The 11858-nt window shown below is 53.8% G+C and carries 8 protein-coding genes and 1 pseudogene; 4 read left to right on the forward strand and 5 right to left on the reverse strand.

Annotated features, from left to right (window positions below):
* Positions 1 to 92: 92 nt before the first annotated feature.
* Positions 93 to 602: a GNAT family N-acetyltransferase gene (locus tag JCM12308_RS23165; RefSeq protein WP_054785220.1), complete on the reverse strand. Its 510-nt coding sequence runs from the start codon at positions 600 to 602 to the stop codon at positions 93 to 95.
* Positions 603 to 744: 142 nt separating this feature from the next.
* Positions 745 to 4345: pseudogene (locus tag JCM12308_RS33125) on the reverse strand (hydantoinase B/oxoprolinase family protein).
* Positions 4346 to 4577: 232 nt separating this feature from the next.
* Here JCM12308_RS33125 and JCM12308_RS23175 point away from each other — a divergent pair.
* Positions 4578 to 5120, forward strand: a complete 543-nt coding sequence (locus tag JCM12308_RS23175) for a winged helix DNA-binding protein (RefSeq protein WP_054785221.1) — start codon at positions 4578 to 4580, stop codon at positions 5118 to 5120.
* Positions 5121 to 5152: 32 nt separating this feature from the next.
* Here JCM12308_RS23175 and JCM12308_RS23180 read toward each other — a convergent pair whose 3' ends face one another.
* Both JCM12308_RS23180 and JCM12308_RS23185 read right to left on the reverse strand, forming a co-directional pair.
* A complete protein-coding gene (locus JCM12308_RS23180) occupies positions 5153 to 6025 on the reverse strand; it encodes a DoxX family protein (RefSeq protein WP_208978887.1) in 873 nt (290 codons plus the stop codon).
* Positions 6026 to 6161: 136 nt separating this feature from the next.
* On the reverse strand, positions 6162 to 8243 hold the full coding sequence (locus JCM12308_RS23185) for a putative bifunctional diguanylate cyclase/phosphodiesterase (RefSeq protein WP_208608802.1): 2082 nt from the start codon (positions 8241 to 8243) through the stop codon (positions 6162 to 6164).
* Positions 8244 to 8595: 352 nt separating this feature from the next.
* Here JCM12308_RS23185 and JCM12308_RS23190 point away from each other — a divergent pair, with 352 nt between their 5' ends.
* The 3 genes from JCM12308_RS23190 (at position 8596) to JCM12308_RS23200 (ending at position 10810) form a co-directional block, all read left to right on the forward strand.
* Positions 8596 to 9288: a molecular chaperone DjiA gene (locus JCM12308_RS23190; protein ID WP_008548090.1), complete on the forward strand. Its 693-nt coding sequence runs from the start codon at positions 8596 to 8598 to the stop codon at positions 9286 to 9288.
* On the forward strand, positions 9285 to 10043 hold the full coding sequence (locus JCM12308_RS23195; RefSeq protein ID WP_054785224.1) for a peptidoglycan recognition protein family protein: 759 nt from the start codon (positions 9285 to 9287) through the stop codon (positions 10041 to 10043). Before JCM12308_RS23190 ends, JCM12308_RS23195 begins: the two co-directional genes overlap by 4 nt.
* Positions 10044 to 10312: 269 nt before the next feature.
* Positions 10313 to 10810 carry a lytic transglycosylase domain-containing protein gene (locus tag JCM12308_RS23200; protein WP_008547682.1) on the forward strand — a complete coding sequence of 166 codons (498 nt, stop codon included), beginning with the start codon at positions 10313 to 10315 and terminating at the stop codon, positions 10808 to 10810.
* A 169-nt stretch (positions 10811 to 10979) separates the two neighbouring features.
* Here JCM12308_RS23200 and JCM12308_RS23205 read toward each other — a convergent pair whose 3' ends face one another.
* A complete protein-coding gene (locus JCM12308_RS23205) occupies positions 10980 to 11678 on the reverse strand; it encodes a pyridoxamine 5'-phosphate oxidase family protein (protein WP_054785225.1) in 699 nt (232 codons plus the stop codon).
* Positions 11679 to 11858 lie beyond the last annotated feature (180 nt).

Here is an 11858-nt window from a genome sequence, read left to right on the forward strand (position 1 = left end):
CTCACCCCGATTATCGGGAACCCTAACTCCACCACTGCATGGGATGCCATGTGGTGCTGTTGGTGTTTGTTGATGAAAAGGCAGAGGCCGGATCAAGCCAAGCGATATGAGTACACGTTGTTCAGATACGCTTCATCAGCAATACGGAAGTGTGTCTCTCCAACATGCTCGAAGCCCTGAGCGAGATAGAACTCAATTGCGGGATCATTTTCTGCATTTGTTGTTAGCCAAACAGACTCGGCAGCTTCATCACGGCAATGCTGAAACGCTGCATATAGCAGACGTTTACCGATGCCTTTCCCATGATGGCGTGGCTGAACATAAAAGGTTGAGATTTCAACTTCCGAACACCCTGATACAGGTGCTTTGCTATCTGAAGATACCCGAATGAAACCATCGATGCCTTGCTCATTCTCAGAAACGACGATGTGTTGGCTAGAGTCAGAGATAAGTCGTTCGATCTTTGAGGGGGTGAATTCGTCTAAGGCGTAGTCTGCAAAAAAGGCGCTCACACCACGCTTAAGGTAGGTGCCTATCCAAACCTCAATCGAGATTGCTGCAATGCTTGAAGCATCTGAAACATTCGCTTTGCGTAATGTCATAGGTAATACATGCCGGATTTTGGGAGGGTGTCAAAGCCAACTCTTTGGATCGCAACCTACTGAAAATTATTTTGTTTGTCTCGTTCATAAAAAACGCCCGGCTGGATGGGCCGCGTAGGTGTTTAATGGGAACTTATTTTGCTTATTGAGGGGTGCCCCAGCCGCCGCTGGTTGGGGGGACGACTGTTATTGCTTCGCCTGCTTCGAGGATGGTCTGGTCGCAGCCTTTCAGCTCTTCCATCTGGCCGGAGTTGCGGCGCACGTAAGTGCGGCCTTTCTGGCCATCTTCGCCGCCCTGCATGCCCTTTGGTGCGATGGTTCTGTGGGAGGCAAGGATTGCGCAGTCCATCTTCTCCAGGAAGCGGATGGTGCGTTTGGTGCCGTCACCCGCATGCCACTTGCCTTTGCCGCCTGAGCCCTTGCGGATGTGGAAGTCTTCCAGCAGCACAGGGTAGCGGAACTCCAGAACCTCAGGGTCGGTGAGGCGGGAGTTGGTCATGTGAACGTGAACGCCGTCGGTGCCGTTGAAGCCTGGGCCTGCCGGAGAACCGGAGCACAGGGTCTCGTAGTACTGATAGGTGTCGTTGCCGAAGGTCAGGTTGTTCATGGACTTGCGAGTTTGCCATGGCACCAAGCGCTGCGAATAGCGCGTTGGTGATGTGCTGTGAGGTTTCCACGTTGCCTGCCACAACAGCTGCCGGGTAATGCGGACGCAGCATGGAGCCTTCCGGCACCACAATGTTGATTGGACGCAGGCAGCCTGCATTCATCGGAATGTGGCCTTCGACCATGACGCGGAAGCAGTAGAGCACTGCGGCGCGGGTGACAGGTTCCGGCGCGTTGAAGTTGTTGGGCTTCATCTCACTGGTGCCGGAGAAGTCCACGGTTGCTTCGCGCTTTTCCTTATCAACGGTGATCTTGACCTTGATGGTTGAGCCCTGATCCGTTGGGTATTCGTAGGTGCTGTCTGCCAGAGCCTCAATCACGCGGCGCACGCTTTCTTCAGCGTTGTCCTGCACGTGGCCCATGTAGGCCTGCACGGTTTCCAGACCAAAGTGGTCTGTCATCTTGCGCAGTTCCTGAACACCCTTTTCGTTTGCAGCGATCTGGGCTTTCAGGTCAGCCACGTTCTGGTGAACGTTGCGGACTGGATACTTGTGGTTGGTGAGCAGCTCGACCAGCGCTTCTTCGCGGAATTCGCCCTGATCCACCAGCATGAAGTTGTCGAACAGGACACCTTCTTCATCCACTGTTGTGGCAAGCGGGGTCATGGAGCCCGGAGCGGAACCGCCCACGTCTGCATGGTGACCACGGGAGGCAGCCCAGAACAGGATTTCTTTGTCGTCCTCATCAAAGACCGGAGAGACAACGGTGATGTCGGGCAGGTGGGTGCCGCCATTGTAAGGGGCGTTAAGTGCGAACACATCGCCCGGTCTGATCTTGCCTTTGTTGAGGGAAATGATCGCCTCAACAGAACGGTCCATGGACCCCAGATGAACTGGCATGTGCGGAGCTTGGCAACCAGAGCGCCGTTTTGATCGAAGACCGCGCAGGAGAAATCGAGGCGTTCTTTGATGTTTACGGAGTATGCGGTGTTCTGCAGGGTGACGCCCATCTGTTCCGCGATGGACATGAAGAGGTTGTTGAACACTTCCAGCATCACCGGGTCAGCGGTGGTGCCAAGTGCAACTTTCTTCTCCAGCGGGATACTGCGGGTTAGAATGATGTGGTTCTTGGCGTTGACCTCTGCCAGCCAGCCCGGTTCCACAACGATGGTCGCGTGCGGTTCCATGATGAGGGCAGGGCCTTGCAGCTTCATGCCCGGCTGGAATGCATCACGCTTGAGGATGGACGCGTCCTGCCATTTGCCGTTTGCGTAGAACTGGGTCTGCTCTGCGATTGCAGGTGCCTGTGAAGCAAGTGCTTCATCTGGTTCAAGCAGACCAGCGCCGCCGCCGACGGCTTCCACTTCGAGTGCTTCGACCACGATGGTCTTGTTCTCGTAGGCAAAGCCGAACTGTTTGATGTGGTTCTGAGTGAAGGACGCGATCATTGCGTCCAGATCACCGGTGTTCAGATCCACTGCGATTGGGGTGTCGGTGCCATCGTAACGCAGGTGCGCGCGTGGGATGACGGTGAGCTCGTCTTCCGCAACGCCCTGATTTTCGACCTCGGTCTTGGCGTCTGTTGCTAGGCGCTGAGCCAGCTCTTCCAGAGCGGAGAGGTTGTCGGTGTTAAGGGTTTTGACGACGGCCTGCTGACGGGTGGCGCGGATATCCGCAAGGCCCATGCCGTAAGCAGAAAGGATGCCGGAGAGCGGGTGCACGATCACGGTTTTCATGCCGAGGCTGTCCGCCACCATACAGGCGCTCTGGCCACCAGCACCGCCGAAGCAGGTGAGGGCATACTCGGTGACGTCGTAGCCGCGCTGAACGGAGATCTTCTTGATGGCGTTGGCCATGTTCTCAACGGCGATCTTCTGGAAGCTTCAGCGACTTCCTCGCCGGTGCGGCCATCGCCGATTTCAGCAGCCAGTGCGTTGAAGGCGTCTTTGACTTCTTCGATTGCCAAAGGCTCATTCTGGTTCGGGCCAAAGATTTTCGGGAAGTAGTCCGCGTTGAGCTTGGCTGTCATGACGTTCGCGTCGGTAACAGTGAGCGGGCCGCCGCGGCGGTAACATTTTGGACCTGGGTTTGCACCAGCGGAATCCGGGCCAACCTGGAAGCGTCCGTCTTTGTAATGGAGGATGGAACCACCACCCGCAGCAACGGTATGGATCATCATCATTGGCGCGCGCATGCGGACACCAGCCACTTCAGTCTCAAACGCGCGCTCAAACTCGCCGTCGAAGTGGGACACATCTGTGGAGGTGCCGCCCATGTCGAAGCCGATGAGCTTTTCGAAGCCTGCCATCTTGGAGGTTTCAACTGCGCCGACAACACCGCCAGCCGGGCCGGAGAGGATTGCGTCCTTGCCCTGGAAGAGGGAGGCATCAGTCAGACCGCCGGAAGACTGCATGAACATAAGACGCAGTCGGTGTTCTTGATGTCGAGCTCGCCAGCCACCTGATCAACGTAACGACGCAGGATTGGAGAGAGGTAAGCATCGACAACAGTAGTGTCACCACGGCCCACCAGCTTCATAAGCGGGGAGACTTCGTGGCTGACGGAAATCTGCGGGAAGCCGATCTGACGGGCGATGTCTGCCAGCTGCTTCTCGTGCTCCGGGTACGCATAGGCGTGCATCAGGACAATAGCGATGGAACGGATGCCGTCTGCGTAGGCGGCTTCCAGCTGTGCTTTGACATCGTCTAAGTTCGGTGCGGTTTCAACAGTGCCGTCTGCGCGGACGCGTTCGTCGGCTTCCAGAACCTGGTCGTAAAGGAGCTCAGGCTTGATGATCTCTTTGGCGAAGATGTCCGGGCGAGCTTGATAACCGATTTCCAGCGCGTCGCGGAAGCCTTTGGTGATCAGCAGGAGGGTGCGATCGCCTTTGCGTTCCAGCAGCGCGTTGGTTGCGACGGTGGTGCCCATCTTCACGGTGGCGATCTGGTCGGATGGGATGCGGGTGTCTTTGGCAACGCCCATGAGGTCACGAATGCCCTGAATGGCGGCGTCTTTGTAGGCCTCAGGGTTTTCTGAGAGGACTTTATGGGCGCGGATTTCTCCTTGTGGTGTGCGTGCAACGATATCGGTGAAGGTGCCGCCACGGTCGATCCAGAAATCCCACTTACCCATTGTCATGTTTTGTCCCACCTCGGTATAAAATATTATTCTGTGATACATCTACAAAATGTAGATAAATTGTCAATGTAATTATGGGAGTGTAGCGCCGAACCTGCGAGAAACATGCATGAATTTTTCGTGGACCGGTCTTTTTAGAGAGCTTGTGCCCTGCGCGTAAACTATTGACATTATGTTGCGCGAGCCGGAACGAATCTGTGCTTTTCGAACTTTTGCGGTTGTGAGGTCAAAAATGAGTGATGCTGTTGAGCAGAAGAATGCTGATGGACTTGGCGTAGGGCCGGTCGTGTCCTCATCTCACCTTGCCTCCGGTGAACTGCCTGCGTTGTCTGAGGTGGAGTTTGCGGTGACGATGATGGTGAACGCCTATCACCGCTGGATGGTGCGCTGCATGGCGGCGGCAGGACAGGAGGGATTGTCCCCGCTGGAGACGCTGGTGCTACACTCAGTTAATCACCGTGAGCGCTCCAAGACGCTGGCTGATCTGTGTCTTGTGCTGAACATTGAGGACACGCACACCGTTTCTTATGCTTTGAAGAAGCTTGAGAAGGCGGGGCTTATTCAGTCGGGTAAACGCGGCAAGGAGAAGACCGCGGAGATTACCGATGCTGGCCGTGATCTATGCGATGCCTATAAGCAGTTGCGGGATGCACTGCTGGTAAAGCCGGTGAAGGAGCTGGGACTGGATGAAGCCGAGCTGTCCCGGCTTGCATCTGTTTTGCGCAGTGTTTCCGGCCACTATGATCAGGCGGCGCGTTCAGCTGCGGCGATGTAAAATGGATGCGGCAAGGTTCTGCCGTTCCGACATCAATCGACGTGTTCGTTGTGGGCGAGGCCTGTATCGCCCATGAGCAGCTTGATCCATCCCGGCATCCGGCCTGTTCTGCGCAGTGCCCCATCAAGTGAGAACTCCCCAGCACCCGTTGTGGTGAAGCTGAGGTAAGACGCGAAGAGGATGAGTGGCAGCTCCCATGATACGGCTGTGGCGAATGAGACGAAGCCGTGCTCCAACGCTCCGCTGAGTGTTGCGGCAAACAGTATGTAAGCTGCTGCGAAGAAGCAGGAGAGACGGGTGAGCAAGCCGAGGCCGACTCCAATCGCGATTGCCAGTTCGGCCAGACCAGCAGCATCGATGATCATGCCCGGGTCGGGATAGCCAAGCAGAGAGAAGAATTCAACGTGCTCCATGTATGGCAAGGAGCCTGCAAACAGCTTATCGGTGAAATGCGGAACCATCACGAAGCCCACCAGAATGCGGAAGAAGGTGAGCTGCCATTGCCAAAGTGTCAGTCCACGGCCAGCGGTTTCAAATGAGTTGCGCTGGATGGTGCTGAGGAACCAGATGAGGTTGATGAAGAAGGCGAAAGCAAGTGGCCAGCTGAGCAGGTAGGCATAATACAAAGACGCGATGCGCCATGCCACGAGCTGACAGAGCAAGAGGCAGAGGAAGCCGATTGTGAAGTTCTTTGGCACCACGATGACGACAAAGAAGAAGGCCAGACCCAGCGAGATCAGCATTGGATGCAATGCGGATTCCGGGAGGGGTGACATGAGCACTTCCAGCGAGATAAGTGCTGTGACGCCGAGCAGAAGGGCGGTGATGAGGGACTGAAGCAGTTGGAAGAAGGACAGGTAATGGAAGGGCCGTGCGGTTTCGGCAAGGTCCTCTTGTTCGCTCATGTCATCAGTATTTGCATTGCTCTTATCTGCCATAGCTACCTCGCAGCGAATCCCAAGCGTGGGTCATTTGTGTCAAGGTAACGTGGGGCGCCTAGCAAGAGATATCCTGCTATTCTCGCTAGGCTTATTTGAGAGGTTAAGCGCTCTGTGTGGCTTCTATCTGCTTTGTATCGTTCAGTCCCAGCGTGCAGCGGATGTTGGCGTGTGGGTTGGCCGGGTCCACATTGTTTGGTTTGCCGAAATAGTAGCCCTGAACGATATCGCAGCCACCAGCCCGCAGGATCTGGGCCTGCATTTCGTCTTCGACGCCTTCTGCGGTGATCAGTACGTCCAGTGAGCGACCAAGACCAATGATGGCAGCCACGATCGCATCGGTGTGAGCATCCTTGCCGATGTTCATGATGAAGCTGCGGTCGATCTTGATCTTGTTGAACGGGAAGCGGGAGAGGTAACTCAGAGAGGAATAGCCCGTACCGAAGTCATCCATGGCAATAGAGACGCCCATGTCACCAATCTTCTTGAGCGACTTCACCACGCTGGTGGTGTCAGCAATCAAGAGGCTTTCAGTGATCTCGATCTCAAGGCGTTCCGGCGCCAAGCCAGATTCTTGAAGGGCTTCAGATATCTTCTGCTCGATCTGCCCGGTTTTAAACTGGGCAGGTGAGAAGTTGACGGCAACCTTGAGGGTTGGATCAGACCAGCTCGCTGCGTCAGCACAGGCTTTCTTGAGGACGTACTCACCCAGTGCTTCGATAAGGCCGGTGTCCTCAGCAATCGGGATGAAGACTTCCGGTGAGATGCGGCCTTTTTCCGGGTGCACCCAGCGGAGCAGGGCCTCGAAGGCTTTGAGCTTGTTGTCTGCCAGACCGACCTGTGCCTGGTAGACGACCGAGAAGCCATCTAGTTTGAGGGCGCGGATCATCTCTGCTTCCAGCTCACGGCGGCGCTCCAGCTCTTCGTCCATGCTGGACTCGTACCACGTGTAGGTGGAGCGGCCCCCGTTTTTGGAGCGGTAGAGTGCAAGGTCAGCACAATGCAGTAGGCGGGATGAGCGCCAGGCTGCATCAGTTGCCTGCGCAATGCCCATGGACAGCGAGATCTGGATCTCCTTGCTGTCGATAACGCAGTTGGAATTGGTTGTCGCCAGAGCGCGCTGGGCCAGAACGGTGATGTCGTGGCTGGTGTACTCGCCTTCGATCATGACTGCGAACTCATCGCCGGAGAGGCGGGAGACGAGGTGTTCGGAGAAGACAAGGCGCAGGCGGTCCGAGATGATCTGAAGGAATGTATCCCCGGCGGCATGGCCGTGGTTATCATTCACTTCCTTGAACTTATCGACGTCAATAGCGATGACGTAAACATTGGAGGCGGTGATGGACGCCTTGCGCAGGGCTTTGTTCAGCTCGTCAGAGAAAACGGCGCGGTTTGGCAAATGGGTCAGGGGATCGTTGTGAGCAAGGAAGCGGATCGTTTTGGAGGTCTTCCAGCGATCGTGCAGTCCTTTCCAAGCGAACATAATGGAGGCGATGGCAACGACGAGCACCAAAAGGAAGGCAAAGGCTGACCCAAAAGCAATTGCATCCATAAACACTACGGTGTTGATTGCCGGTTTGGTGGAGAAGATGAAGCCACCGCGGGCTTTGTTCTCTTCATTCACATAGGGAATGATGACACCAAACTCAGGTATCTGCCATTCAAGCCAGTGGAAGTTGGAGTAGATCTCCAGCTGTCCGGATTTGAGGGCAGAGTGCCAGGCATCATAGGCGGAAGGATCTGAGAGGATTTCATTGACACGGTCGGTGGTCATATCCCGTGGATGCACAGCCAGCGGGCGGCCGGGAACATTGACGACCAGAAGCTCAAACTCCTCGAACTCCTCTACCAGTGCCTGTTTGACAGCTCTGGCTTTGGCTGCTGGCAGTTTCCAGCTTGGTGAGACGATCTCTGGTGTTGGATCAGAACTGGAGCCGCGCAGGCCGAAACTTAATGGCGCAGAAGATTTCTGAGTTCCCGTGGTTTCATGGGCTGGCTCTTCTTCAAGCGGATGGTGAGATACGATGATGTTTCTGGCGGTGTCGAACTGTTTTTGGGCTTCACCCTTGAATAGATAATATAGAGTTGCCTGATCAATGGCATAAAAACTTGTAGCAATGGCGCCAATCACAGCAAACACTATGGTGGCATAAAGTAATTTGCGATGTGGAGGTATAGTTTCCACTTGAAATTCCCCATCCCGAAACGCACGAAATGGTGTGCGCTGGCAGCAGGCAACTGAGAAGTTAGTTGGCGCTGTTACCTGTATGTGTACTTAATTGATAACGAATATAGCTGTAAAACATTACCCATGTGTTTCATGGGGTGATAATTTGAGGTGAAGCTTGGCCGGGCCTTGAACTGAATTCATGCAATGGGCACTTATAGATAGCCTTTGGCAAATAAAACCCAAGGGAAACAAACTATTCGGATTGATAAATAATTTGTTAGGTATAAACCTGATTTGCGGTGACTAATTATTTTGCTGTCTATTCAGGCAAAATTGTCGGGCGAATTGGACAGAGAGCAGGATGCCTATGAATTTTTGGAGCAGCTTTGACAAGATTGTTGGCGCACTGCAGGCCGGTGGCGCTCAGTTGGTTGATCGTCTGCAGCAGCTTGTTCAATCTGTCGGTGAAGCGCGCCGGAATGTTGCTTTTACTGTCGCCATGATCGCCCTGTCTGCCAAGATGGCTAAGGCGGATGGCGTAGTAACGCACGATGAGGTTGTTGCGTTTTATGATCTGTTTGAGATGCCTGCCGGAGAAGAAGGCAACGTTGCACGGCTCTTTCATTTAGCACAGCAGGACGTTGCCGGCTTTGAAACATATGCTTCCAAGCTCTCCGTTTTGTTTGCTGATGATGAGACAACCCGGACAGATGTGCTCGATGGGCTGTTTTACATTGCCAAGGCTGACGGCATTATTCATGAAAGAGAGATTGCGTATCTGAGCCGGATCGCGGAGATCTTCGGGATCGACCCAGTCGGCTTTTCTCAGATCAAAGCCCGTCATATAAGAGGCGGCGGGGACCCTTATCTGGTTCTTGGCATTGATATGAGCGCCACTGATGATGAAGTGCGTTCCTGCTATCGCCAGCAAGTTCGGGAAACACATCCTGATCGACTGATCGGTCGAGGTGTTCCTGAGGAGTTCGTTAAGATCGCCAGCGACAAACTGGTTGCACTGAATAAAGCGTATGAGCAGATCTGCGCAGAACGAGGAATATGAGCGTTAAAACTGAATGCGCAGTCCCTGCGCGTCTTCGTCCATCTCCCAATCACAATGAGCGACGCGTTCCAGCTGCTGATATGTTGATCCTGCATTACACGGCGATGGAGAGTGCGGAGAAGGCTATCTCCTGGCTGTGTGATCCACGCTCTGAAGTTTCCTGTCACTATCTCGTGGATGAGATGGGTATGGTGACACAGATGGTGCCGGAAAGCCGCCGGGCCTGGCATGCAGGCGTTTCCAGCTGGAAGGGCGAGGATGATCTGAACTCCCGCAGCATTGGCATCGAGATTTCCAATATGGGAGATCTGGAAGAGGGAACGCAGGATTATCCGGAGGTGCAGATCGAAGCTGTGATCGCATTGGCCAAGGATATCTGCGAGCGTCACAACATTGCGCCAGAGCGTGTGCTGGGCCACTCAGATGTTGCGCCATCCCGCAAACAGGATCCAGGGCGTCATTTCCCGTGGGCTCGATTGGCTGAGGCTGGGGTAGGGCATTTTATTGAGCCCGTGGACATTGATGCGTCGAGTTTCTTTCAGGAAGGGGATGAGGGGCAGCCGATTGAGGCACTTCAGTCCTTGCTGGGGCTTTACGGATATGATGTGATGGTGAGCGGCGTGTTTGATGAGAAGACACGTTTTGCCGTCGAGGCGTTTCAGCGACACTTCCGGCCTGCAAAGGTTGATGGGATTGCTGATGCGCAGACCATCGCAACGCTTCATAGCCTGCTTAAAAAACTAAAATCCTTCTGATTGTGACGGATGTCATTGAAATATCAGTGAAATAGGTTTTTGTACGTAATAAGAATATGTTTTGATTACGTAGGGGAATGACTCTGTTTTGCTGAAAAGTTTCCCAAAGTAAGGCTGATGCGCCCTGCATCGGCCTTTTTTGTGCCATGAACTAAGGTTTATGCCAGTTTTTAAACATTAAAAATGTAACTTTTCGTGATCGAACCTGTCTGATTTTCGTCTCATCTTCTGAAGATAAACACTCCTGCTCAAAACATGATTGCCAGGACATGAAGATGAACCTTACAAAAATAAAAAATATCGTAGTAATCCCTGCCCTTGCTGCAAGTGTTATGCTTGGTGGTGTTGTCAATACCAGCGTGTTCTCTGATGAAGCAGAGGCTGCTACTAAGAAAAGCACCTACGTCAAGCTGATTGAACAGAAAGCTAAAAAGCACGGCGTACCGCACCACATCGCGAAGGCCGTTGTTGAAGTGGAAAGTAACTTCAACGAACGAGCTCGCGGCAGAGCCGGTGAAGTTGGTCTTATGCAGATCAAGCCAGCGACTGCGCGCGGTATGGGATACCGTGGTTCAACCAAGGCTCTTTATAAACCAGAAAATAATCTGGAATGGGGCATGCGCTATCTTGCTGGTGCTTATAAGCGCGCCGGTGGTGATCTGTGCGGAACCATTTTGCGATACAACGCTGGCCACTATGCCAAGCGTATGAACCGAATTAGTGCCAAGTACTGTAAGCGCGTTAAGGATATTATTGCTCGCAGTTAAATGCATCTTGCATATTCGGGTCGGGACCTGTAAGTTCCCAATCAAAGTTTCCTAGAATTTTATGAATGTCTGACCGACGGTCAGTCTGTCTGCAAGGACACATCAGGGTGGTTGACCGGGCAAAGTCAACCACCCTAACTCTTAAAATTTTAGGCGAATTCCCCGAAAATTAGGCGAACTTCCGAGCGGCATTGGCTGGTGAAGCCGGTAGCTTGACGCCGTCTAGAACCTTTCCGTCATCGATTGGCTTTCCGAGGGATGTGGTCACAGGAATAACGCCTGCCCAGAGAGGAAGGGCGTAATCCTCTGTATCATCCACTGGCCCGCCCTGACGGATTTTGGCTGAGGCATGTTCGATCTCAATGGCGATGACGCCGGTTGAGATCTGCTCTTTCTCAGTCATCGGGCGAACCTCGTCCCATCTGCCGGGCAAGAGGTGCTCGGTGATGGCTTTCAGGGAATCCCATGCTTCCTGATGGTCTGTAACGAGGCGAGCCGTGCCATGAATGATGGCTGTTCGGTAATTGACGGAATGATGGAACGCTGAACGGGCTGCAACGATGCCATCCACGTTGGTAAAGGTCAGGCAGACTTTGGAGTCCTTGCTCATCTTCTTCACAATCCGGGCCGCTTTGGCGCCGTGGATGTAAATGGTGCGATCCATAACTGCGAAGGCCATGGGAATGACCATTGGTCGGTCTTCGTCCAAGAAGCCCACATGGGCAACAAGGGAGCTCTCCAGAATTGGGAGGATTGTGTCCCAATCATAATCAGCGCGCAGGCTTGTTCTGACACGAGCGAACTTAGGTGGCTTGGCCTCACGAGTCTTTGTGGTCGGAGCTGCCTCAAGTGTCATTTCTGCTGTCATCGTCTTAACCGTTTCTGGTCCCCGGTTTTGAGCATAATCGGCAATATGGGACCAGTTGGCCCGGCAAGTTGTTTGAGCTTCGACTCTCACCGCTTGCCGGGTTTTCTGTTTCAATAGAGCACTTTGCCTCCGCTGCGGGGCGAAGAAGCATTGTGCTTCTACGTATTCTCTGTAAAACTG

It is taken from the genome of Pseudovibrio denitrificans JCM 12308 (genome assembly GCF_001310815.1).
Classification (GTDB): Bacteria; Pseudomonadota; Alphaproteobacteria; order Rhizobiales; family Stappiaceae; genus Pseudovibrio; species Pseudovibrio denitrificans.